This is a genomic window from Mariniphaga sediminis (assembly GCF_003573545.1).
GTDB lineage: Bacteria > Bacteroidota > Bacteroidia > Bacteroidales > Prolixibacteraceae > Mariniphaga > Mariniphaga sediminis.
In genome coordinates this window covers 18273-43019 of sequence record NZ_QWET01000029.1, presented here as the reverse complement: position 1 = coordinate 43019, position 24747 = coordinate 18273, and the positions used below count along the sequence as shown (strand labels likewise).

The window sequence follows — 24747 nt, the reverse complement described above, 5'->3', positions numbered from 1 at the left end:
ATTTTAGAGTCCATATCAGAGCAAGGTTTTGTTTGTTAAATATTTAAATATAAGACACTTAAATATAAACAAAACTTTGCTTTTTTGCTAGCAATTTCTTAGGTTTCTTACATCGAACTGACGTTAATAATACGTTCTGCTATTTTTTGGGCTCACCTTGAAAAGGGATCACCTTGAAAAGTAGGTGAGCCAAAAACTGTCCGAACATAAAATAAAAAAACCGTTGGAATAATTATTTCAACGGTTTTTACTAATCTTAAAAAGTGACTCAGCTGGGGCTCGAACCCAGGACCCCATCCTTAAAAGGGATGTGCTCTACCAACTGAGCTACTGAGTCATCCTTATGTTGCCTTTTCCTTAAAGGCGGGTGCAAAAGTAATATTTATTTTTTTCCAGACAAATCCAGCCAGTATTTTTCCCTAAAAAAAAACCTTTTTTAAACTTTCAAAATACACTCCCAAACAGAAAAACATTCATTATCAAGAAATAAAACAAAAATACATTTTTTAAGCCGATGTATAAGGTAATGAGGAGTGATGCAAATTGATTTTTAATTCTCCATTCTGGTTGAGAAAATACCCAAAGGTATATTCTACTTTCACTTCATATCCGGTCTTATCGGTGAAATAATAGTTCCCCATGGCAACCGCATGATTTTTAATGATAATTATCCCGGCATTCCGGAATTTGACTTTCACCCATGGCCTTATCGCAAACCCTTGGTCTTCCGTATATTTCGGATTCCCTGAAATAAAATACGATAATGCCTTCTCAAAGGTATCGCGAAATTGTTCAACAGAAGCCAGAGTGGGTTTAAAAAGAACTATTCCTTCCTGGTACCCGTAAAACTTTTTCACAAAATCTTCTGCAACCGACTGGTAATCCCCATTATTGACGTAGGTATTTCCTATTTCGACAATTCCATCTCCCCACATTTTTTGTATGGAGTTGATCTTTTTTTTAGTCAGTATTTTTTTCATCCTTTTCCATGTTTGTGGCTTTAAATATAAATTAAAATTGAAAAAATCAGCCCCGCAATTCAGACAAAAAAGAATTTTATTTATCCATTCTCAATATCGCCCTGCATTTTTCATCCTGTTTTCAAAAAAAGAGAGCGGTTATTTATAGGAATACAGATATCTGCATACAAGCATTTGTTAAGTCAAATGCAGTCAGAAATATTAATTCCGGCCAATAAAAACAGAGAGATTTAAAAGAAACTACATTTGCAAAATTTTTTAAATAGCAGCCAAATGGAAACATCCTTTAAGCCAAAATTATTCAGTGTACTAAAAGAGGGTTATTCCCGAAAACAATTTTCATCCGACCTGCTGGCCGGGATAGTAGTTGGGATTGTGGCCCTTCCTTTGGCAGTTGCCTTTGCCGTGGCTTCGGGTGTTTCTCCTGAAAAGGGATTAATTACCGCAGTGGTAGCAGGCTTTTTAGTTTCTCTGCTGGGCGGCAGCCGGGTACAAATAGGCGGTCCCACCGGCGCCTTCATCGTGATTGTTTACAGCATTCTCGCACAATATGGTTTCGATGGATTATTAATATCGACAATCCTGGCCGGCATAATCCTGGTTATTTTTGGACTGTTAAAACTGGGGTCGTTGTTGAAATATTTTCCTCATCCGCTGATTGCCGGATTTACCAGTGGAATTGCCGTTGTTATTTTCTCCACTCAGATCAGGGATGCATTGGGGCTGGACATTCGCAATCTGCCTCCCGGATTTATCGCAAAATGGGCTGTTTATTTTGACCATATCCAGGAAGTCAGTTTTTATGCTGTCGGCATTACACTTTTAACTATTTTACTGGTAATCTTTTCCAAAAAATTTGTAAAACAAATACCTGGTTCACTTATTGCCATCATTGCGGGGACGCTGCTTGTCCAGCTATTTAAATTACCAGTACTCACCATTGAGTCGTTTTTTGGTGAAATTCCCCAAACGTTTCACCTTAGTTGGCCGCAGTTGGAGATTAACAAACTGGGAGATTACATCCAACCGGCATTGACCATTGCCCTGCTTGGTGCTATCGAATCGCTACTTTCCGCTGTTGTCGCTGACGGGATGATCGGGGGGCGCCACCGTTCGAATACCGAATTGATCGCCCAGGGAGTTGCCAACATTGTAACTCCATTTTTTGGCGGAATTCCGGCAACCGGCGCTATTGCACGTACTGCAACCAATGTAAAAAATGGCGGGAGGACCCCTGTTGCTGGCATGGTACATGCCGTTGTATTACTCCTTATTATGCTGTTTTTCGGCCAATGGGTAAAATTAATTCCCATGGCAAGCCTGGCCGGCATTCTAATGGTTGTAGCTTACAATATGAGCGAATGGAGGACGTTTCGCTCCATTCTGAAAAGTTCGTTTTTCGATATTACCGTTCTTTTGACCACTTTCTTTTTAACGGTACTGGTAGATTTAACGGTGGCCATCGAAGTGGGAGTAGTGCTGTCGGCCACACTTTTTATGAAAAGAATGGCCGATTTGGGTAAAAACATCCCTGCTGTTGTAGATACCGACATCATTGAAGATTATTCGCAATTACCCCGGGAAATCGGCATTTACGAAATAAGCGGACCGCTGTTTTTTGCTTCTGCCAAACAATACTGCGAAGTACTGAAAGCTACCGGACTAAAGAACAAAATTGTCATCATCCGGATGCGCCATGTTCCGTTTGTCGATTCAACCGGTATGAAAAATCTGAAAGACGCGCTAAAAATTCTGAATAAGTCCGAAATAAAAGTCATTCTATCGGGAGTGAATGACAGCGTAAATGCTGACTTAAAAAAGGCTGGTGTGTACAAAATAATTGGAGAAGATTCCATTTTCAGCACGTTTGAAAAAGCGGCAGAAGAAGCAAAAAGGCAACTTGGTTAAAGCCAGGATTGCCCTGCTCTTTAATTCAAATTTATTTCCATAAAATCTTTTAGCTGCTCCACCGTCATCTTCTTTGCCACTATCTTTTTATCTTTATCTAAAACATACAATCCGGGTGTTTTACGGCCATCATACTTGACTTTAAAACGGGAAACATGATGCTCGTCCCACACATTAATCCAGTCAAATAAATTGTGTTCCGTCAGAAAATTGCCCCACTCCTCTTTGTTATCCATGGAATAAATGGCATAAACCTCCAGACCTTTCCCTTTAAAGGGTTCATACACTTCGGCGTGCAGGCCCGGAACAAATACTTTGCAATGCGAACAGTCGGGTTCGTAAATGAGCACCAGCGTAAACCGGGCATTTATTGCGTGCAGGTTATGGTATTCGCCGTCAAACCCTTCAAGGGTAAGGTCGGGTGCTGTTTGACCGACAAGGTTGTTTTCAAAAAAAAGCACATTTTCCCTCACTTTTTCCAGCGATTCTTCCGTGGCCCAAAATGCTTCACCGGAAAGGTAATATTTACGGGCAAGATCCACAAAAAGAGCATCCATCCCCATAATATTGCTGTTAATACTGCTGTTTAAAAAGAACGACACGGCAAACTGAAAAATTCGCTTGTGTGGCCGGACTTCCTCAATAAAACCAAATACATGGCTTTTCACTGAATCATGGTGTTGGTAAAGTACTTTGGTAAACCAGGTTTCGAGTTTCGATTTAAAAAACGGAGTGTAAAGGAACCGTTCATCCGTATAATCGAAATAATCCCAGAAATGCGCCTGCTGGTAATAAAACCGCGCGTTCAGTAAAAGCGAATCATTATTTTGCACTTCTTCGGGCAATGTGGAAATATCTAACGCGGGAACAGAACCTGCTTTGACAAATTTTGAAAGAAAAGAATCCGGAAATTCTTCGGACAGTCTATCCCAATAACGATGCAATTGAGGTGTAAGCTGTAAAAGTTCTTTTCTCAATTTCTCTTTTTCTTCCGTAGAAGCAGATTGCAGCCGATCGTTTAATTCCGATTTTTTGGTCTGAAGGTCTCTCAAAAAAGAGGTATAAGCGCCAAATGCCGCCGTTTCTTCCGCTCCTTCAACCTCCATGGTTTCGGAATTGAATGTTTCATTTTTCAGCAATAACTGCTGATCGGCTCCCAATAAAAAGTCGAAATGATGATTCTGGTCTAGGTAAATTTTATACAACCCTTGCGGAAGCAATGAATCCGATTCAAATATACCAACCCCTTTCCCATCTGTCAGAACAGTATCTTTCACATAAATATTTCCAAGATAATGGCTGGCAAGAAAAATCTTTTTGTCCACTGCCTGTTTCAGCTCAACCTCAATTTTCAGCCCTTGCCCGAAAACAGCAAATGGAATCCCAAAAACTACACAAAAAATGTATTTTAACATGCTCCCAAATTTTTAGACTGAATTATTCACCTACTACTTTTCTAATCCGGAATGACTACGATTCTTTGAAACCTTTTTCTCCATTCCCCTCCATCTAAGTCGAACAAACCAAAATCAAATGCATATGTAGTAAAAACTTATGAATAATTCAGGTCAACTTGTTCCAAAACAGGATATCAAAAATAATGTTTAACCGGAAAATATTCTGACCCCCTGCCCGAATCCCTGCATTTTTTCGTAAATTACAGACAGAAATGTCTTTTATTATAATAATTACAAGGGAGAACAAACTATGGAAACAAAGTTTATTGATTTGCACATCCACCCGGCCATGAAACCAATGGGAAAAAGTTTTAACCGCAAACCCGGTGTAAACAACCCGGATAAGAACCGGCTCAACAATATCTGGCATCATGATTCAGCCACCTTCCTCGATAAAGTTCTCAATATTGTGACCACCCTCACTAAGTTCAGGCAGTCTGACTTTACTTCGCTCGCCAAAGGAGGAGCCGAGGTTGTTTGTGTGTCGTTGTGCGGACTGGAAAAAAGTTTTGTAATGTCTAAACTTGGCACCCGGCTCCCGGGCGACGTGGTGAGTGATCTGGTTACCGGACTGGGCAAAAAACGAATAGACCATGTACAGGAAATGAGCGACTACTTTTCTGACCTGGAAATGGAGTACGATTTTTATAAACAACTGGACGGGCACAAAGTAAAAATTGACGGATTATGGCATCGTTACAAAATTGTTTCAAGCTTCAACGAGATAGAAGAAAGCCAGGATCCGGATACAAAAACCATTTTTATTATTCTCACCATTGAAGGAGCCCATGTTTTTAATGCAGGGTTGCAAATGATGGGAAAAACAGCAAATCCGGACGAAGTTTTGGCGAATGTGGATAAAGTAAAAAACTGGGACAAAAAACTTTTTTTTATGGGACTAACCCATCACTTTGATAACGAAATGGTAGGTCATGCCCAGAGCCTTCACGGTGTGGTAAGAAAAATGTGCGATCAGTCGGACCGGATGAACGAAGGATTTAACGATCTTGGCTGGAAAGTGTTACGCAAATTACTTGACAACTCGAATGGAAAAAGGGTTTTGCCCGACCTGAAACACATGAGCGTTAAAGCCAGGAATGAATATTACCGTTTTTTGGAAGAAGAATATCCCGGCGAGATACTTCCGCTAATTGTAAGTCATGGTGCGGTAAATGGTTTCAGATCACACCTGGAGAAAGTGGAAGATGACCTGTTCAATTACGGGAAGTTTCAGCCTGACGATATTAATTTCTATGACGATGAGATTCTCCGCATTGTCCGGTCAGGAGGGGTCTTTGGCATTCAGTTCGACGAAAGAAGGGTAGCCAGCGAAACGGAACTTAAAAAAGGCGGGCCAACCCTGAACCGACGAAAAATGCTTTTTTATAAATCAAAACTTATTTGGAATCAAATCCAGCATGTCGCCGAAGTTCTTAACCGGAATGACCAGTTTGCATGGGGAATTCAGTGCATCGGCACCGACTATGACGGAATGATTAACCCGCTCAACGGCTTTTGGGGGGCAGAGGAAATGCCTCTGTTCGACAGTTATCTTGAAAAACATGCTTACAATTTTCTTGCATCAAGCCAGTCTGACAATCTGAAAGATTACAACAAACTGAAAGCTTCTGATATTGTAGAGCGGTTTATGAGAGGCAATGCCTGGGATTTCCTGAAGAAAAATTTTTAATCTGAAATAAAAAAGAGGGGCGACTTGCGCCCCTCATCAGAAGGCGATACCGAATTGATGGTAAAAAAAAAGTGGACTAATGCACGCCTTCATGGATACAAAACGGTGATGTATGTCTTTTATTATTCATCGTCACAAAAAATCAAAAATGTACTCCCAACGACAGAAAAAAGTTTATCCCGGGCGCAACCACCCCCGATGAATAGGTGCGGTATCGGCGATCGAAAATATTTTCCACGCCGCCGGCAATGGAAAAAACATCGCTCATCCGCCAATTCATTTTAACATTTAATGTCCACCAGCCAGGCGACCAGGGCTTCCCATTTTCATCCGCTGCATAAAGATGTGGTTTCTCCTGTTCATCGGGAGCAAGCTGTTCAAAATCAAATTTCCCGGAGTAATCCACATACATATCAAAGAACCACCGCTGTTTTTCAAAAAGAAAATGCGAACTTCCAAAAACAGGCGGCACATGTCGCAAGGGATAGCCGTCGGCATCTTCTCCCCGGGCAAACGAAATATCGTTTCGGGTACGGAAAGCCGGAGAAAACAGGTACTCAAAAGAAAAATTTCCGCCAAATACCCTAGCCGATTCCGCGTTAACCAACGCTTCCACCTTACTTAAAACACCGTCGTATACAATGGAATCACTTCCTCCTAAAGAGAAATCACGACGAACCATCGCATCCTTCAGGTGGGTAAAAAATACCGTTAGTTCCACCTTTGCCTTTCCGGCATAACTTCTGACAATACCTGCCTCCAGATTCCGGGTGTATTCCGGCCTGAGGTCCGGATTGGGAACAACTACATTCCCCGGCTCCGAATCAAAAACCTTAGCCACATCGTCGATATTGGGGGAACGAAACCCGGTAGAAGCATTCAGGTTGATTTGCCAATCAGGGGTCGGATGCCACACCAGACCTGCATTTCCATTAAGTGCTGAATTTTTCATATCGAACCCCTGAAAAGGGAAATTATAAAAAGCGGGGTCGAACTGTCCGTTTAATTCGGTGTAAGTATAACGCATTCCGGCCTGCAGAATCAATTGATCTTTCAGGTTATATTTCCATGAAAAATAACCTGCCCAACTTTTGTAATCCGAACCATCAGGGTATCGTGGAGCAATCTTTTGAGGAGTTCCCCCGGAAATATTTTCGGCTGTACCTTTTGAACCTACCTTATTCAAAAAGGCTTCTGCCCCGTAAAAAAAATCGTTACGCTTGTTCAACGTTTTTCCCAAATCCACATTAAACGAAAAGATGTCTAATGCCTCCTCGCGGCGGAACATTTCTTTGGCGTACAAGCTTCTGTCATGGCGGCTTTCGGCATACTGCTGAAACCCCGCCAGAATATTGAGTTTATCAAACAATACATGAGTGCGCCGATAATCTATCCGCGCCGAAACCAACGACCACTGTTGGGGCCCGTAATACCACCGGGCATAACGCAGGGCGTCGTTCCGGTAAACCACCAGCCGATCGTAACGGGGAATATCGGAAGTTTGGGAAAGATGCGCCCCCAGGGTAACATCAAAATATTCGTTTGGCCTGTACCTTGCTTTTGCCATCAGGTTAAACTGGCGGTAACCTGTTGACACCTGAACTTTCGGATTCCGGTTACGGACTATGCGGTCATCCGTTCCCATTTTTCCGGGTTGTACATACTCGGGGCGCAGATACTCCTCCGGGCCATGAGTTCCCATGCGGAGATTATCAAAGTCTGAAAATGTGGTACTCACTAACGCAGCCCACTTTTTCCGGCCAAAATTAAGACGACCATGAATCATTTTCTCCATGTTGGCGCTGGAAACACGCGACATGATTTTACCTTTTTGTTCTGCCTTCTCGGAAGTAGACAACCGGGGAGAAAAAGTGTTAAAACTCATTACCCCTCCCAAAGCATCGCTTCCATAAATAACCGATCCCGGCCCGAAAATAACTTCGGTTTTCTCCAGGCTGTTGGCATCAAGCGAAATAACATTATGCAGGTTTCCACTGCGGTAAATGGCATTGTTCATACGAATTCCATCCACCACCAACAACACCCGGTTCGCGGCAAATCCTCTGATCATAGGGCTTCCGCCACCCATCTGACTTTTCTGAACAAACACGCCCCCTTTGCTTCCAAGCATATCAGCAGTCGTTTGCGGTTGATTTTGCAGTACCTCCTCGGCCCCAATCTGGTGAATTTTATGGGGTATCTCGTTTTTTGTCTGCTCCCAGCGGTTTACCGAAATCACCACCTCATCAAGCCGCACCGGATCTTCAATCAACATCACAATATTTCCGCGGTCTGCAATTCTTTCTTTTGTACTGCTAAATTTTAAAAACGAAGAATGTTGAAACAATATTTTTTCATCAGGTTTGATGTTGTCAAGACTTACTTTACCTTCAATATCTGTTTGGAAGGTAAAGTTTTCTCCAATGACAAGGACTCCTTCCAGCGGTTTGCCGGTACGGGTAGTTATAACCTGAACAGTTTGCCCTGTCAGGGTGAAAGTAAAAAGAAGAAGGATAGCGTAAACAAAAAGAAACTTCACAAACTGTTGATTTTATTCAAATTCCAAGGCGTTGCGAAGCAAAAATTATGCCTGTTCATACGGATTCATACTGAAACAAAAAAACAGCTTACAAAAAAATATCCGGACTGGGTTGTACAGTCCGGATACTAATCTTATCAAAACGAAATCGTATAATCTATACCAGTCCCTGCGCCAGCATTGCGTCGGCAACTTTCACAAAGCCGGCAATATTAGCACCTTTCACGTAATTTACCACTCCGTTCGAACCTTTTCCATGTTCAACACACATGGAATGGATATTCTCCATAATACATTTTAGTTTTTCATCCACTTCTTCACGGGTCCAGCTCATGCGCATGCTGTTCTGTGACATTTCCAGTCCTGAAACAGCCACACCACCTGCATTGGCAGCTTTTCCGGGAGCGTACAATATTCCTGCATTGAGGAATTTATGTTCGGCCTCGTAGGTTGATGGCATGTTGGCGCCTTCGGCTACCACAAAACAACCATTTTTCAGCAGGGTTTCTGCCTGGCTTCCACTGATTTCGTTTTGCGTTGCACAAGGAAGTGCCACATCACATTTAACACTCCAAGGACGCTCGTTTTCAAAATATTGAACGTTGTATTTATCAGCATACTCGTAAATCCTTCCCCGGTAATAGTTTTTCAACATTTTAACGTATTCCAGCTTTTCGCGATCTATTCCATCGGGATCATAAATGGTTCCGCCTGAATCGGACAACGTCACTGGTTTTCCACCAAGATCGAGTACTTTTTCAACCGCAAACTGGGCTACGTTACCCGAACCTGAAATCGTCACTGTTTTTCCGTTAATGCTGTCTTTCTTCGTTTTCAGCATCTCTTCGGCAAAATAAACCGTTCCGTAACCTGTGGCCTCCGGACGGATGAGAGAACCGCCCCATCCAATTCCTTTTCCGGTAAACACACCCGTAAACTCATTTCTTAACCTTTTATATTGGCCAAACATAAAACCGATTTCGCGTCCCCCAACGCCAATGTCTCCTGCCGGGATATCGGTATCAGGACCAATGTGCCGCGCCAGTTCTGTCGCAAAACTCTGGCAAAAACGCATTACTTCGCTGTCTGTCTTCCCTTTTGGGTCGAAATCAGAACCTCCTTTTCCACCCCCCATTGGCAGCGAAGTCAAACTATTCTTGAGTACCTGCTCAAACGCCAGGAATTTAAATATGTTAAGGTTAATTGTTGGATGAAACCGAAGTCCGCCTTTGTAAGGACCAATCGCACTGTTCATTTCCACCCGGTAACCCCGGTTTATATGAATATTGCCTTTATCGTCAGTCCAGGGTACCCTGAATTGTATCACCCGTTCGGGCTCCACCATCCGCTCCAATATCTTAGCTTCGACGTAACGTGGATTTTTAACCAGAAACTCCGACAGGGTTTCAACTACTTCGAGAACTGCCTGATGAAATTCAGCTTCTCCCGGATTTTTTGCTTTCACATAAGCCATAAAATCCTCTGTAAATCTCTTTGGATCTTTTGTCATTTTTGTCTATTTTAATCTGTTGCTGTTGAACTTAATAACCCACTCAATCTTATTCTATTTTACTGAAGGATACAGAACATTAGTTCTTTATGGTTTGGATTTCCCCTTAAAATAGCAGTTTATACCGACTGAATAAAAACTTATGCAAAAATAAAATTTTTTGATATTTTAATCGAATTCCTTCAAAAAATCTAATATTTCTTAAAAAATCATCAAGTTTTTCAGCAAAAATGACACAAAATGACCCAAAAAACACAAAATTTAAAATTTGGGGGTTTCTCCACTCACAAAAAAAGCGGGTTTAAAAATTTGCATTTTTAAAAACCCGCTGACAATAGGAAAAAAGAAATTCTGATTCTTCTCTACCTATTCATTATGATAAAAAAATCAAGGTATTTCACCTGTTCATTCAACTTAACAATATAGATCTTGCTTCTTCATCCAAAGCATCTGTCATAAACGGAATATTTGCCACCTCTGCCGTTTCACGATTCGATGACATTAAATCGTTCCGGCTTAACTCGTTCAGGTTGAATTTCCGTGCGCCGGCCATAAATTGCTGCAACCCGGCTCCGAGTTTATCGGCATATCCCATCATCGCAACAGCACCAAAAGGAATGTTCTTCATTTCATCTGCTCCCACTTTATTTTTTACGGTTTCCCATTCCGTAAATATCTCTTCGGGATAAATACCGTATTCGGTAACAGACGGGGGAAGCTTCTCCCAGTGTCCGTTCAGTTCGGCTTTTCTTTCCGGGTGGAAGGTGCTCTCAATATTACTACCCAAAAATCCGGCAATCATGGGAGCGCGCCCCAAACAAATCATTTTCGTAAAAGGTGCCCCTAAAGACAATGCTTTAAAAAGATGATCCTCGCGGGCAAATCCTCCGGCAAATGAAATATCGGGAACCTTAATTCCTCTTTTTTCAAGCAACTGACAGTATTCGTACGTTTTAGCATGCAACGGAAGAGAAGGAATACCCCAATTCTGCATCATATTCCACGGGCTCATTCCGGTTCCTCCGCCGGCGCCGTCAATGGTTAGCAGGTCGAGTTTGGCATCGGCTGCAAACCGGATAGCCATGGCCAGGTTCTCCATTCCGTAAGCTCCTGTTTTTAAAGAAATCCGCTTAAATCCTAACTTGCGGAGGTAAGTAATACTATTCATAAATTCCTCGCGCACTGCTTCTGCATTGGGCTTATCGGTTGCCCCCAAACGACTGTGACGGGCAAATGCGGTAACTGCCCGGTTTTCATACCCCCTGATTATCACCGGGCTGTATGGATCCGGATCGACAATATAACCCCGATCCTTCAAAAACTGGGCATACTCCAGGCTCGAAACCTGGATTTCACCGCCAATATCTTTGGCGCCCTGGCCCCATTTAAGTTCGATAATAACATCATTCCCGTATTTTTCAATCAGGTATTCAGCCACTCCATTCCGGGCATCTTCCACATTCATCTGGATGATTATTGCGCCGTATCCATCGTAATAACGCATGAAATATTCAATCCGCCGTTCCAGTTCAGGCGCTTTTATAATCCGTCCGTTTTTTATTTCTGACTGCTGGTCCACACCTACCACATTTTCTCCAACCACAATAGGAAAGCCGGCCAAAGCAGCCCCTACCGCAAACGAAGGCCAGTATTTGGCTGCAATAAAAGTCGATCCAAGCGCTCCGGTCATAACAGGTAACCGGCTTTTGGTTTTTATTTCATTTCCAAATTCGGCCTCAATGTTTACATTCGTGAAGATGCAATCATCCGGATCATGGGTGAGGTTATCTGGAATACCTGTTGAGCCATAAGCATAACCTTGTATGCGTAAAGCATGATAACCGATGCCAACCGCCGTTACCTGATTGGCACCTGAAGTAGAATAACCAAACCTCCTTGGATAAAGCATCTTCCGTCCTTCGAGACAGGAAAGCCAGGTTTCACATTTTCCTTTGCAGGAAGATTCACACAGGGTACATAAACCCGATTCACAGGGAACACCCCTGTTTACACTCCCGAGAGCGTCATTGTTTTTTACAAACTGTAACATTTTTGCTGTTTTTATTTAAAAATTAGTTGACTTATCTCAAAAATAGTAATAATCTGACACAAACATGTCATTTGTCATGTTTTTCACAACATATCAAAACAAAACAGCATTCAGCAACATCGAACAAAATCTTTATCTTTGCAGCTTTAAAATCAAAACCTTTTTTAAGAAGTAAAAAATGGAATATAATTTCGCGGAGATAGAACCGAAATGGCAACAGTACTGGGAAAAAAATAAAACCTTCAAAACCACCGATGATTTTTCAAAGCCGAAATATTATATCCTCGATATGTTTCCTTACCCTTCGGGGGCAGGATTACATGTAGGTCATCCGGAAGGATACACGGCTACCGACATTTTGAGCCGTTACAAAAGGATGAAAGGGTTCAACGTGCTGCATCCCATGGGTTACGATGCTTTTGGGCTGCCCGCGGAGCAATATGCCATGCAAACGGGTACTCATCCGGCCATCACAACAAACAAAAACTGCGACAATTTCCGGCGTCAAATCAAGGCCATTGGTTTGAGCTATGACTGGGACCGCGAAATCAACACGACTGATCTTCATTATTTTAAATGGACACAGTGGATATTCAAACAGATTTACAACACCTGGTTCGATGAAAATTTGCAGAAAGGCCGGCCAATTTCCGAATTACCGATTCCGGAAGAGGTAAAAGCTCAGGGGCAGGAAGCCATAAACGAATACGTTGCCGAAAAACGGCTGGCGTATTACGACAATGCACAGGTATGGTGGTGCGACTCGTGCAAAACAGTGTGTGCCAACGAAGAAGTTCTTACCGATGGTTCGCATGAGAAATGTGGCCACCCGGTAGTTCGAAAGAATTTAAAACAATGGCTGCTGCGCATTCCACACTACGCCGAAAGATTGCTTCAGGGGCTTGAAAACCTGGATTGGCCTGAGGGAGTAAAAGACATGCAAAAAAACTGGATTGGCAAATCCACCGGGGCCGAAATCGATTTTCAGGTTGAAGGACTGGGCAAAAAACTAAGAGTGTACACTACCCGTCCTGACACATTATTCGGAGCAACTTATATGGTTATTGCCCCGGAACATGAATGGGCAGATGAGATTACGATTCCGGAGAAAAAAGAGGAAGTAAAAAATTATATCCGTACAGCAGCATTAAAATCGGATTTGGATCGTACGGATCTGGCCAAAGAAAAAACCGGCGTATTCACCGGTCGCTATGCGGTAAATCCTGTGAACAACCAGCCCATTCCTATCTGGATTGCGGATTATGTACTTACAGGATACGGAACCGGGGCCATAATGGCTGTTCCCGCACACGACACCCGCGACTTTGATTTTGCAAAAGAATTTGATATTCCTATCGTTTGTATCCTCGATCCGAAAGAGGTGGAAGGCCGGGAAGAAATCCTGTCAGGCAACAAATGCTGGACTGAAGACGGACAGTATATCAACTCAGCCAGCGAAGAAACTGGATTGAACATTAACGGGCTGAACAAAGAAGCCGGCATCCAAAAAACAATTGAATGGCTTGAAGAACGTGAGTTAGGTAAAGCCACCGTTAACTTTAAAATGCGCGACTGGCTGTTTAGCCGCCAGCGCTACTGGGGCGAACCATTCCCGGTAATCCACTGGGAAGATGGTGAGGTGTCTCTGCTTGACGACGAGGAATTACCTTTGGCTTTGCCTGAACTCGAAAAATATACACCCGGAGAATCGGGTGAATCGCCGCTGTCCAATGCCAGAGAATGGCTTCATGTGACCGACAAAAACGGACGTAAAGGTCGCCGGGAAACCAACACCATGCCGCAGTGGGCTGGTTCGTGCTGGTATTACCTTCGGTTTATCGACCCGAACAACAAAAACCGGATTTTTGATCCGGAAAAGGAAAAATACTGGATGCCCGTTGACCTTTACATCGGAGGTGCCGAGCATGCCGTACTGCACCTGCTTTATTCACGTTTCTGGCACAAAGTACTGTTTGATTTGGGTATTGTTACTACCGACGAACCGTTTCAAAAACTGTTCAATCAGGGAATGATTCTGGCTTTTGCCTACGAAACAGGCACCGGCGCCAAAGTCTCCTCCGACCTGGTGGAAGAACGGGACGGTAAATACTTCCATAAAGAAACAGGCGATGAATTAAAACAGATTGTGGCCAAAATGTCGAAATCGTTGAAAAACGTAGTAAACCCCGACGACGTGATCGAACGCTATGGCGCCGATTCGCTGCGGCTTTACGAGATGTTTATGGGGCCGCTGGATGAACGCAAACCCTGGGCAGAAAATGGTGTGAAAGGTGTATTCAACTTCCTGAACCGGGCGCATCGCTTTTTTACAGATACAAATAACATTACAGAAGGACAGGAAGACAATGAAGTGGCCAAGGTATTACACCAGACCATCCAAAAGGTAGCATTCGATATTGAAAACCTGAAATTTAACACAGCCATTTCGGCTCTTATGGTTTTCAATAACATCGCCATAAAAAAAGGGAAGGTTACGAAGGAAACGGCACAGACATTCGCTAAAATCCTCTCCCCTTTTGCGCCCCATTTGGGGGAAGAACTTTGGTCCCAATATGGTAATGACAAAACACTGGCTTACGAACCCTGGCCAAAGGTAGACGAAACCCTGCTTCAGGAAGACAGTTATGAATACCCGGTATCTTTCAATGGAAAAATGCGGTTTAAAGTGGAAGTTCCGCTAGACATGCCCAAAGAAGAAATTGAAAAAACTGTTTTGGCCGATCCGAAAGCTCAGAAATGGATATCGGGTAAAACCGTTCGAAAATTCATCCTTGTGCCGAAAAAGATTATTAATATTGTGGTTGGATAAAAAAATGGACATGCAACAAAATCTCAAAGGCACAAAATACCACAAAAGGATGCCGTTTTAGGGAGATTTTGCATTTTATAGTAGTAATGGTGAAAATAATATTGGTATGAAAAATTCATGGGCTATTATTCTGGGAATCTCCGTTATTTTTGCGTTTGCGCTTTGGGGATGGTTTTTTAAACAATCGAGACAGGTACAGCAAACGGTAAGGGTTGTTGGGTACGGCACCGAAGAGTTTGACAGTGACATTGTAAAATGGTCAGTTAGTTTTTCCGAACGGGTTTCATTAAACGGGACACAGCAGGGATATAAAACCATGGCAACCAAGCTGGAAAACTTCCAGAAACTTTGGAACCAGACCGGTATTCAAACTTCAGAGTTTAAAATTTTCCCGGTAAACGTAAACCGGGAATACGGGCAAGGTGGACACATCGGTTATACTTTGAATCAAAGAATCTACATTGTTTCCAACAATATCGGGAAGGTAGAGCAACTGGCCATCGACCCGAAACTCTTTGTGGACGACGGGGTAATATTCGACAACTCCACTATGGAATTTTTCAGCAGTGAGATTGAAGAAATAAAAAAGAAGTTGCTGGGCGAAGCCACGCAAAATGCGTATGAACGTGCCGAGCAAATCACCTCTACGACGGATCTGAAGGTGGATAAGCTCATCTCGGCCCGCGCCGGCGTATTCCAGATTACCGAACCCTACTCCACCGAAGTGGCTGGCTACGGGATTCATAATACCAGTTCTGCCCGTAAAAACATCAAAGTAACTGTTTCAGCAGAGTTTACGTTGAAATAATATAAAATTGTAATTAGTTTTTAGTAGCTCTGTAGCTACTAAAAACTAATTATGCGAATCAAGAGTTGACATCAGCTAATTTTCAGCAATTCAACCCTTTGCATTAATTGCAAAACATTTCAACGGCAATCTCAAATTTCGGATATAGCTCTCGCTTTTTATACGTTCAATGTTGTATACTCCCTGTATTGGATACTACAAATAGGGAATATGTTGGTCTGAATCAGGCAGGACAAATGAGGTTGCATCAAAAATGGTTCTGATCCTTCTGACATTGTTTTTACAATGGATTGAACACAATTTTTTCGGAACCCGAAGCCTTAAAAACCGGCAGCAACCAGATAGTTAACCCAAAGTAGATTCTCCAGAAAACACTCCCTGTAAAACATAAAAATTTTCCAATGGATTGTTTTTGCTTTTACATATTATTCCATATTTTTGATTCCTAAAGATCAACACCTTGAACAAAAAGCTACCAAACCAAATAGTCCTTTTATTGTCTATTCTATGGATAATATCTTTCCATTCAGCAGCGGTGGGAAACCATCCTGTCGGAGGGCGATCTTTGGGGCTTTCACATGCATCCGTTTCGTTTACAGATCCCTGGGCTGTTTTTAACAACCAGGCAGGAATGGTTGGATTGCCTGGATTTTCTGCGGGCTTTTTTTACGAATCACGATTCGGCATCGATCTGCTTTCGCTCACTGCCGGTACAATTATCCTGCCCCACCGGGAAGGGGCATTCGGGATTAGTTTTTCTCAATTTGGCAGTGGAACTTTCAAAGAGAACAAATACGGATTTGCCTATGCCCGGCGGTTCTCCGAAAAGTGGAGTGCCGGCATCCAGCTCGATTACTTCTCCCAAACTTTTCCGGAGAATAGTCGGGCCAAAGGATTTGCCACATTTGAGGGAGGCCTTCTTTTTCACCCCTCTGAAAAACTATCTCTCGGAGCACATATTTTTAATCCGGTATCTGGTGGTATTGAAACGCCTGAAGGCAAACAGAAAATGCTTGTCACCTTTCGAGCCGGAGGTCATTACTGGTTCGACCAATCTGTAATGGTAGCTTTTGAGGCGCAAAAAGAAGAACAATACCCGGCTCTATATAAGAGCGGAATAGAATTTTATCCGGTTGAAAAGCTGGCGCTGCGTTTTGGTGTGTCTGGAAAACCCTTCAAATATACAGCAGGAGTCGGGTACCAAACCGGCAACATTTCGGCTGACCTGGGCTTTAGTTACCACGGAAACCTGGGTGTCACTCCATCTGTTTCCGTTCAAATTCTGCTGCCATGAAACAGGTGTTCCGATATATCGCACTATTTTTTATGATAAGTTTGCCTCAGGTTGTCTTGTCTCAAATATCCGATGTTTCCGGCCAACTGGAGGCCATCATCGAATCTGTTTTAGAAGGACTGGAAAAAGAGACTGATGCTGCACTTATTATTGAGGATCTGGAAGGATTTGCAGAAACCCCGCTAAACATCAACACGGCTACCCGCGACCAACTCTCACGGCTTCATTTGCTCGACGATATTCAAATTCAAAAGCTACTGGACTACCGTACGGAATTTGGCCCGGTGCTTTCCATTTTCGAGTTGAATACAGTGAACGGACTGACCCCTGAAGTACTGACAAAGATGGAACCATTTATTTGGTTTGGCCCACTCAATGGAGAGCCCCTTTCGGTTTCGGAAAGGATGAAATACGGCCGGCACGAACTTATAATACGCTCACTCGGAACGGTTCAAAAACCCAAAGGGTACCAACAAAAGGACGACGGTTCTGTTCCTTACCAAGGTAACCGCGTCAGGTACTATTCACGTTACCGGTTTCAGTCGGGCGATAATATTTCGGCAGGTATCACAGCCGAAAAGGATCCCGGTGAAGCTTTCTTCAGAGGCTCCAACAAACAGGGGTTCGACTTTTACTCCGGACATTTAAGTTTAAAAATCAGTCCGGTGATTGAAAACGTTATTATAGGTGATTTTGTGGTACGCAGCGGACAGGGACTGGTACTTTGGCAGGGATTTTCGACCGGCAAATCGATTTATTCCCTGAACATTTCCAAAACCAACCAGGGGCTCCGTCCCTATACCTCTACTGATGAAAACCAACACTTCAGGGGTATTTCTACCTCTCTGAATCTGGGCAATGCACAGATAAGCATTTTTTACTCACAAAAAAACAGCGATGCCAATCGCGCTTTTTCGGATTCGCTGGGCAACCATTTTACCAGCCTGCAAACCTCGGGGTACCACCGCACCGAAAATGAAATTGCCGATAAAAACAGTATAAACGACATGAATACAGGCATCGTTACATCGTGGCGGTTTACAAACCTGAAAATTGGCACAACTTTTCTTTACCGTCAGTTTAATATGCCTTTCATTCGAAACGATCAACTTTATAACCGGTTTCGGTTTCGGGGCAAGAAAAATCTGGTAGCAGGCGCCGATTACCTTTTCAACAAAGGAAAGTACCAGCTTTTTGGCGAGGCTGCCTTTTCCAAATCCGGGGGCAAAGCAGCATTGCAGGGAGCCATAGCGCATCTTCACGATCTCATTCAGTTTTCGGTATTATTCCGCCATCTCGACAAAAATTACCATGCCTTGTGGGCCGCTCCTTTTTCTGAAGGTAGTTTGGCTGCCAACGAAACCGGCATGTATTTCGGCACCCGCATTCTTCCTGTAAAGTTTGTAACCTTTTCTGCTTATTCTGATTTCTACCGTTCAAAATGGATAAACTACACCACCGCCGGACCTTCCAACGGTCGGGATATTTTTGCACAGGCTGACTTTCGGCCCTCCAACCGGATACAATTTTATCTCCGGTATAAAAATGAGGAGAAGGACCAAAAATTTAGAATCGATGAAAAATATGAAAACCATCCGGAACGATTTCAGAAATCCCGATTTCACATACAATATAATCTATCGGATATTTTTACGCTGAAAACCCGGCTGGAACATGTTCTCTACAAAGGATTGGAAACGGAAAACGGCTGGATGATTTTCCAGGATGTGCAGATGACCCCGGCAGTTCTTCCTCTAAACCTTTCGGCGCGGGTGGCCTGGTTCAGTACCGAAAGCTATAACACGCGGATTTATGCCTACGAAAACGACCTGCTTTACACATTCTCTATTCCGGCCTATTATAGCAAAGGGCTACGCACATACCTCAACTTGAAATACAAAATCAGCCCAAAAGCCGATATATGGTTTAAGGTGGCAAATACCTGGCTACACAACGCAGAAAGCATTGGCTCGGGTTATAATGAAATACAGGGAAATCAAAAAACCGAAGTAAAATTTCAGTTGAAGTTGAAAATATAGATCTGAATTCGTTACTTTGTGCCGCCAAAAATTTGCACCATGGAATATAATTTTGATGACATACGCCCTTACACAGACAAAGAGGTAAAGGAAAAAATCCGCCTCATGCTCAAGGATCCGGCCTTCGACAAGGTATTAATGTATCTTTTTAAGGTCCGCCCAAAAGTGGAGATGGTGAAATTGCAACTTCGTATGATGAGAAAAATCAAACAGTTGCAGGGCACCTTTGTTTATGATTTGCTTCGCTGGATTGTCAATAAAACATCCGATGGGCTAACAAGCACAGGGCTTGACACACTAGACAAAACAAAACCATATCTTTTTATTTCCAACCACCGCGATATTATTCTCGATCCTGCTTTGCTAAACCTACTGATTTTTGACAGCGGAATGAATACCACGCAGGTTGCCATCGGGAATAACCTTTTGCTCTACGAATGGATTGAACATGCCGTAAAACTGAACCGGGCATTTATAATTAAAAGAAACCTTCCCCCCCGGGAGTTGTTGAAATCCTCGATAAAAGTATCGCATTTTATTCGCAAGTCTATTACTGAAGACGGTCTTTCGGTATGGATTTCCCAACGCGAAGGCCGCACCAAAGACGGTTTTGACAAGACCCAGGAAAGCGTTCTGAAAATGATAAACATGAGCAACACCAAAAATATTTCAGAAGGCTTCAACGAGTTGAATATTGTGCCGGTTTCATTTTCGTACGAAATTGAGCCGTGTGGTTTGGCAAAGATGAAAGAGCTTATTAAAAAGGAACATTACGGGCAGAAAAAAACCAGTAAAGACGACCTGAAAAGTATGTCGATGGGCATGTTTAATCCCAAAGGGCGCATGCGGTGCTCTTTTGGAACCCCCATAGAGATGAACCTTGGCGAAGCAAAAACAAAGGAGCAAAAAAACAAGCAGATTAAAGAACTCGCTGAAATGATCGACCGGCAGATTTATGCCAATTTTAAGCTGTGGCCCAACAATTATATTGCTTACGACATGCTGATGCCCGAACCCCGGTTCCAACACAAGTACTCAACGCATGAAAAGAAGGATTTTAAAATGATGATTGAGCAGGCTATGATTCATATCGATTTCCCCATTACCGATATACAGGAACGCTTCCTGAAAATTTACGCCAACCCGGTAATTAACAAACTCAAGGTAACCGAATTGTAATGTCAGAAACTACTATTATCTGGGATTGGAACGGTACATTGCTCAATGACCTTGATCTATGCCTTTCCTCGATAAATATTTTATTAAAAAACAGAAAGCTCCCCCAGCTCGATCAGCAGTCCTACAAAGAAGTTTTCTCCTTTCCGATAAAAGATTACTACGCAACGATAGGGTTTGATTTCAGCAAAGAGGATTTTGAAATTCCGGCAAAAGAATTTATTGATTTGTATGACAACCAGGTAGAAAATTGTGCACTTCAACCGGCAACCCTCGAAGTGCTTTCATTTTTCAAAAGGAAAGGAATCCGGCAGTTTGTGCTTTCTGCTATGAAACAATCCATGTTGAATCATACACTGAAACACAATAACATCCTGCACTTTTTCGAAGGTGTTGCCGGCCTGAACGATCATTATGCTGTATCAAAAGTAGAAAGAGGGCAGCAACTCATCGGCAAATTCGATATTGATAAGTCCAATACCTGGATAATCGGGGATACAAATCACGATTTTGAAGTGGCGCAGGCGTTGGGAATCCGCTGCATTCTAATTACCGACGGTCATCAGTCGGAAAACCGGCTAAAGCAAACCGGCTGCCCACTCATTAGCAACCTTCAGCATCTTATAAATTCAGACTTGTTAAAAATGTAATGGATAGCGCAAGTGAAATACAGGCCACCAAACGACGCTGAAACATCCGTTCGAGCCAACCTTCCAGCCGCTCAAAACTCTAAAAAATATCTCTCTTTTTAATGTCGCGAATAAAAAGCTGAAGGCTGGTTTTGCCGCGGTATTCATTCTCAGTAATAGAATAACACACATCAAACGGAAGCCCCGAAGTGATCAGGTCGAACTTATCGGACTGGTTAAATGCAATACCGGGGAAAATGCCGGAATGGACATCCGGCTCTACAAGATCGAGCTTCAGGTGTTCCTGGTTTTTCCCTACCATCCGGCTGGTACCCGCATCAAACACATCTTCGGTCATAAACACAGGTGTCATATTATGCGGTCCAAACGGAGCAAACTGTTTCAGGATACGGTAAAACCGCGGATTGATTTCGCTCAGTGTAATTTTACTGTCGACCTCAATGGTTTGCACCTGCGAGAGATCGGTCAACTGAGTTGTTACAATTTCTTCGAAACGGCGTCGAAATTCGGGAATATTTTCAATTCTAAGCGTAAGGCCGGCGGCATACATGTGCCCGCCATAAGATTCCAGCAAGTCGCTGCACTGCCCTATGGCCTCATATAAATCGAAATCTTTTACCGATCGCGCAGAACCCGTAGCCAACCCGTTCGATTCAGTTAAAATAATGGTAGGCCTGTAAAACTGCTCGGTTACCCGGGATGCTACAATGCCGACTACCCCTTTGTGCCAGTCGCGGTTGTATAGAACCGTGCTGTTCATATCTTTCATTTCGGGGTCTTTCTCAATCATATCCAACGCATCCTGCGTAATGTCCCGATCGAGTGTTTTTCTGATTTCATTAAACGAATCAATTTCTTCTCCCAGCAGGTCCGATTTATCTTCGTCGTTGGAAACCAGTATCTGTACCGATTTTTTACCGTGCTCAATCCGCCCGGAAGCATTCAGGCGAGGGCCTATTTTAAATACGATGTCGCTAATGGTGATATCATTCCCGTTTATCCCTGCCACATTAATGATAGTTTGGAGCCCTATACCAGGATTCGAATTAATCTTTTTCAACCCATAGTAAGCCAGCACCCTGTTTTCTCCGGTGATGGGAACAATGTCGGAAGCAATGCTTACTACCACCAAATCCAGCAGATCGTAAATTTCCTCCAGCTCAATGTTGTTTTTCTGGCAATACGCCTGTAGCAATTTAAATCCGACACCGCATCCCGAAAGTTCTTTGTAAGGATAGTTGCAGTCGGGTTGCTTGGGATCAAGTACGGCCACTGCAGGCGGCACCTCTTCATCAGGGTTGTGGTGATCGCAAATAACAAAATCGAGCCCTCGCTCCCGGGCATCTGCAATCTTTTCAACCGCTTTAATTCCGCAGTCCAGAGCAATAATCAGCGAAAAGCCATTATCGGCAGCATAGTTGATGCTTTGCGGTGAAATTCCATAACCTTCACTGTAACGATCCGGGATATAATATTCAATGTGTTCAAAACGAGGTTTCAAAAAAGTATACATCAAAGCCACAGAGGTAGTACCATCCACATCGTAGTCGCCATAAACCAGCACCTTTTCCTGATTTGCAACAGCCATTTCGAGCCGTGCCACTGCCTTTTCCATATCTTTCATAAGGAAAGGATCGTGAAGGTCGCTTAACCGGGGACGAAAAAATGCCTTGGCTTCGTTAAAAGTTGTAATTCCACGTTGTACCAACAGTCGCGCAATGGTCATGCTTACGTTCAGTGCTGCCGAGAGATGCTTTATCTCGTTCGATTCGCCCTGCCTTTTTAAAGTCCATATTTTTTCCATGCGTCATTCTTTGTTTTTTCTCCCCCGATTTGCAAAGATAACAAATGATCGCATAGAAAGATTTAAAAGCAATCCCCGCATCTTTTATTATCTTTGCGGAAATTTTTTGGAATCCCGTTACCCGGGAACCAACATATCTCTGAAAGAAAGTAAAAAGGAGATTGAAATCAAAATAAAAAAGTTCAGACAAGAATTATTAAGAAGTATGAACCATCTGGAATTGAGCGAACAGGAAATTATCCGCAGGGAATCATTGAAAAAACTACGCGAGTTGGGAATTGATCCTTACCCGGCCGATGAATATAAAATAAATGCCACTTCTCTGGAAATTAAGGAGAAGTTCGACGAGGAAAAAAATAATTTTCAGGAAGTGAGACTGGCAGGCCGGATCATGAGTCGCCGGATAATGGGTAAGGCTTCATTTGCCGAGATACAAGACCACGAAGGCCGTATCCAGTTGTATTTTAACCGGGACGAAATCTGCCCCGGTGAAGACAAAAAAATGTACAACGAAGTCTTTAAGAAATTCCTTGACAGGGGTGATATTATCGGAGTAGAAGGTTTTGCTTTCAGAACCCAGATGGGTGAAATTACAGTGCATGTAAAAAACTTCGCAGTACTGAACAAATCGTTGCGCCCCTTACCGGCAGTAAAGGAAAAAGAGGGCAAAACCTACGATGCTTTTACCGATCCGGAACAGCGTTATCGCCAACGTTATGTGGATCTGATTGTGAACCCGCTGGTAAAAGATGTTTTTATAAAACGCACCAAAATTATAGATACCATGCGGCAAATGTTCAACGAATACGGCTACCTGGAGGTGGAAACGCCCATTTTACAGCCTATTCCCGGAGGCGCAGCCGCGCGGCCATTTGTCACGCACCACAATGCCCTGAATATTCCACTTTACCTGCGTATCGCCAACGAGCTGTACCTGAAACGTCTTATCGTAGGTGGTTTTGATGGGGTTTACGAGTTTGCCAAAGACTTTCGCAACGAAGGAATGGACCGCACGCACAATCCGGAATTTACCGTAATGGAAATTTACGTAGCGTACAAAGATTACAAATGGATGATGGGTTTTACCGAAGAGATTTGTGAACGGGTGGCGCTGGCACTACACGGAACAACCAAAGTGCAACTCGGTGAACACATTATCGATTATAAAACTCCGTATCCGCGGGTTACAATGACCGAAGCCATTAAAGAACACACCGGCTACGATATTTCCGGCAAGACAGAAAATGAACTTCGCGCTATCTGTGACAAGCTGGGCATTGAGACCGACCCCAGCATGGGAAAAGGGAAACTGATTGATGAAATTTTCGGTGAAAAGTGTGAGCACAACTACATTCAACCTACTTTTATTACCGATTACCCGGTGGAAATGTCTCCCCTGACAAAGCGCCACCGCGAAAACCCGGAACTCACCGAACGGTTTGAACTGATGGTTAACGGAAAGGAACTTGCCAACGCTTATTCCGAGCTGAACGATCCCATTGACCAACGCGAACGGTTTGAGGAACAGCTAAAACTTTCGGAGAAGGGAGACGACGAAGCAATGTTTATCGATCAGGATTTTCTGCGAGCACTGGAATACGGTATGCCGCCCACTTCGGGTATGGGAATCGGTATTGACCGCCTTACCATGTTTATGACCAACAGCCCTTCCATTCAGGATGTATTGTTCTTCCCGCAAATGAAACCGGAAAAGAAAAAAGTGGAGCTCACTGAAGATGAAAAAATGGTGCTGGAACTTTTAAAAGCTGTCTCCCCGGTTGATTTGAATCAACTGAAGGAGCAGACAGGCCTCAGCAACAAAAAATGGGACAAAGCCATAAAGGGACTCACCAAACACAAGCTGGCCAAAGTGGAAAAAACAGAAGAAGGGCTGTTTGTGGAAGTAACGAATTAGTACAAATTATTTAGATAGAATATGAAGCCTCGGGTATTCCGGGGCTTTTTTGTTGGGTACGCTATCCCAGGATTGGCTTTGAGATATAGTGTCGCAT

15 protein-coding genes and 1 tRNA gene are annotated in these 24747 nt (G+C 43.2%); 9 read left to right on the top strand and 7 right to left on the bottom strand.

Annotation, left to right across the window (positions count from 1 at the left end; all coding sequences use genetic code 11):
• Window positions 1-264 precede the first annotated feature (264 nt).
• Window positions 265-337, bottom strand: a tRNA-Lys gene (locus D1164_RS22165).
• 169 nt (window positions 338-506) lie between these two features.
• Window positions 507-980, bottom strand: coding sequence for a hypothetical protein (locus D1164_RS22160; RefSeq protein WP_119352100.1), 474 nt, complete (start codon window positions 978-980; stop codon window positions 507-509).
• 273 nt (window positions 981-1253) lie between these two features.
• Here D1164_RS22160 and D1164_RS22155 point away from each other — a divergent pair, with 273 nt between their 5' ends.
• Window positions 1254-2888, top strand: coding sequence for a SulP family inorganic anion transporter (locus tag D1164_RS22155; protein WP_119352099.1), 1635 nt, complete (start codon window positions 1254-1256; stop codon window positions 2886-2888).
• Between the two features lie 20 nt (window positions 2889-2908).
• On the opposite strand, the gene D1164_RS22150 is transcribed toward D1164_RS22155, so the two are convergent.
• On the bottom strand, window positions 2909-4303 hold the full coding sequence (locus tag D1164_RS22150; RefSeq protein WP_119352098.1) for a peroxiredoxin family protein: 1395 nt from the start codon (window positions 4301-4303) through the stop codon (window positions 2909-2911).
• A gap of 292 nt (window positions 4304-4595) precedes the next feature.
• Between D1164_RS22150 and D1164_RS22145 the strand changes: the two genes are divergently transcribed.
• Complete coding sequence (locus D1164_RS22145; protein ID WP_119352097.1) at window positions 4596-6035, top strand: membrane dipeptidase; 1440 nt, start codon at window positions 4596-4598, stop codon at window positions 6033-6035.
• Window positions 6036-6177: 142 nt separating this feature from the next.
• On the opposite strand, the gene D1164_RS22140 is transcribed toward D1164_RS22145, so the two are convergent.
• The 3 genes from D1164_RS22140 to D1164_RS22130 all read right to left on the bottom strand — a co-directional run bounded on the left by D1164_RS22140 (window position 6178) and on the right by D1164_RS22130 (window position 12134).
• A complete protein-coding gene (locus tag D1164_RS22140) occupies window positions 6178-8574 on the bottom strand; it encodes a TonB-dependent receptor (protein WP_119352096.1) in 2397 nt (798 codons plus the stop codon).
• 157 nt (window positions 8575-8731) lie between these two features.
• Window positions 8732-10084 carry an NADP-specific glutamate dehydrogenase gene (gene gdhA, locus D1164_RS22135; RefSeq protein ID WP_119352095.1) on the bottom strand — a complete coding sequence of 451 codons (1353 nt, stop codon included), beginning with the start codon at window positions 10082-10084 and terminating at the stop codon, window positions 8732-8734.
• A 409-nt stretch (window positions 10085-10493) separates the two neighbouring features.
• Window positions 10494-12134, bottom strand: a complete 1641-nt coding sequence (locus D1164_RS22130) for a glutamate synthase-related protein (RefSeq protein WP_119352094.1) — start codon at window positions 12132-12134, stop codon at window positions 10494-10496.
• A 178-nt stretch (window positions 12135-12312) separates the two neighbouring features.
• On the opposite strand from D1164_RS22130, the gene leuS reads away from it, so the two are divergent.
• The 6 genes from leuS to D1164_RS22100 all read left to right on the top strand — a co-directional run bounded on the left by leuS (window position 12313) and on the right by D1164_RS22100 (window position 20931).
• Window positions 12313-14964, top strand: coding sequence for a leucine--tRNA ligase (gene leuS / locus D1164_RS22125; protein WP_119352093.1), 2652 nt, complete (start codon window positions 12313-12315; stop codon window positions 14962-14964).
• A gap of 106 nt (window positions 14965-15070) precedes the next feature.
• Window positions 15071-15772 carry an SIMPL domain-containing protein gene (locus D1164_RS22120; RefSeq protein WP_119352092.1) on the top strand — a complete coding sequence of 234 codons (702 nt, stop codon included), beginning with the start codon at window positions 15071-15073 and terminating at the stop codon, window positions 15770-15772.
• Window positions 15773-16232: 460 nt separating this feature from the next.
• On the top strand, window positions 16233-17066 hold the full coding sequence (locus tag D1164_RS22115) for a PorV/PorQ family protein (protein WP_147372267.1): 834 nt from the start codon (window positions 16233-16235) through the stop codon (window positions 17064-17066).
• Window positions 17063-19105 carry a ComEA family DNA-binding protein gene (locus D1164_RS22110; RefSeq protein ID WP_119352090.1) on the top strand — a complete coding sequence of 681 codons (2043 nt, stop codon included), beginning with the start codon at window positions 17063-17065 and terminating at the stop codon, window positions 19103-19105. The genes D1164_RS22115 and D1164_RS22110 overlap by 4 nt, the downstream gene beginning before the upstream one ends.
• A gap of 39 nt (window positions 19106-19144) precedes the next feature.
• The gene (locus tag D1164_RS22105; protein ID WP_119352089.1) at window positions 19145-20284 is read left to right on the top strand and encodes a 1-acyl-sn-glycerol-3-phosphate acyltransferase; all 1140 of its coding nucleotides are present in this window, start codon (window positions 19145-19147) and stop codon (window positions 20282-20284) included.
• The gene (locus tag D1164_RS22100; RefSeq protein WP_119352088.1) at window positions 20284-20931 is read left to right on the top strand and encodes an HAD family hydrolase; all 648 of its coding nucleotides are present in this window, start codon (window positions 20284-20286) and stop codon (window positions 20929-20931) included. The genes D1164_RS22105 and D1164_RS22100 overlap by 1 nt, the downstream gene beginning before the upstream one ends.
• A gap of 79 nt (window positions 20932-21010) precedes the next feature.
• On the opposite strand, the gene recJ is transcribed toward D1164_RS22100, so the two are convergent.
• Window positions 21011-22735, bottom strand: a complete 1725-nt coding sequence (gene recJ / locus D1164_RS22095) for a single-stranded-DNA-specific exonuclease RecJ (protein WP_119352087.1) — start codon at window positions 22733-22735, stop codon at window positions 21011-21013.
• A 205-nt stretch (window positions 22736-22940) separates the two neighbouring features.
• Between recJ and lysS the strand changes: the two genes are divergently transcribed.
• Complete coding sequence (lysS, locus tag D1164_RS22090) at window positions 22941-24650, top strand: lysine--tRNA ligase (protein ID WP_172594591.1); 1710 nt, start codon at window positions 22941-22943, stop codon at window positions 24648-24650.
• The last annotated feature ends 97 nt before the right edge of the window (window positions 24651-24747 follow it).